The 1,187-nt window shown below is 51.2% G+C and carries 1 protein-coding gene; it reads left to right on the top strand.

Annotated features, from left to right (window positions below; all coding sequences use genetic code 11):
• Positions 1-1,187: AMP-binding protein (locus HFD99_RS24760; protein WP_167441048.1), on the top strand; the 1,187-nt coding region annotated here is incomplete at both ends.

Below are 1,187 nucleotides of genomic sequence, written 5' to 3'. Positions count from 1 at the left end.
GAGTTCGAGCTGAAAGGTCTGACCTTGAGCTCCTATCCACTGGACAATCATACGGCCAAGTTTGATCTGAGCTTGGAAGCCATAGAGCAGCCAGAAGGTATTCTGTGCCGTCTGGAATACAGCACGGCGCTGTACAAGCCGGAGACCATGACGCGATTGGCACAGCATTTTGCGGAAATCGTTCGAGCTATTGCCTATCATCCACAGCAGCCCCTGGCAGTTTTGAATATGGTAACCGCCGAGGAAAAAGAGCAGATCCTCTACGGTTTCGGAGATATAGGTGTATCGGATGTTGCTGCTGTTGAAAAAGGAGCCCTGTTTCATGCCTATGTAGAAGAACAAGCCCAGCTTGTGCTGGATCACGTGGCAGTGGTGTACGAGGAGCAACAGCTGACGTACCGCAAACTGAATGAGCGTGCGAACCAATTGGCGCGCAGACTGAGAAATGAAGGTATTGGACGCGAATCGATTGTCGGCATTTTGAGTGAACGCTCGGTAGACATGCTGGTCGGTGTATTGGCGGTGTGGAAAGCCGGAGGCGCATATGTACCATTAGATGCAGATTATCCATCCGAACGGATTCGTTTCATGCTGGAGGACAGCGGTGCGACGGTACTGTTAACTCAGACGGGATTGCAGGAGCGCGCACAAGCATGGCTGAATGAAAGCTACGGGGCTTTGGGCGATGAAAATGCTAAGGGTAAGCTAGAGACAGAGGTTAGCGTTGAAACGATGGAAAGAGACAACCTAAATGAAGGTTTGAGCTTGAAATCAGATTCGGTGTCTGACAGCGAAGCAGCATATGAATCGGCAACAAAGCTGCGTCTGCAAACCATACTGGCATTGGACGATGAGTCACTGTACACCGGAGATACGACAGACGTCGATCATATTAACGAACCGCAGGATCTGGCGTATGTGATCTACACGTCGGGGACAACCGGACGTCCAAAAGGTGTCATGATCGAACATCGCAGCTTGGTGAATACCGCTGCGGCCTATCGTCGGGATTACCGCCTGAGCGAATTCCCGGTACGACTGCTACAACTGGCCAGCTTCTCCTTCGACGTGTTCGTCGGCGATATTGCGCGGACACTCTATAACGGGGGAACGATGGTCATCTGTCCGAAAGACGACCGGATTGATTTTAGCCGTCTCCACGGATGGATTCGTGATTATCAAATTAC

Source organism: Paenibacillus sp. EKM301P (assembly GCF_011800295.1).
GTDB lineage: Bacteria > Bacillota > Bacilli > Paenibacillales > Paenibacillaceae > Paenibacillus > Paenibacillus polymyxa.
This window is presented reverse-complemented; position numbering and strand designations above follow the sequence as displayed.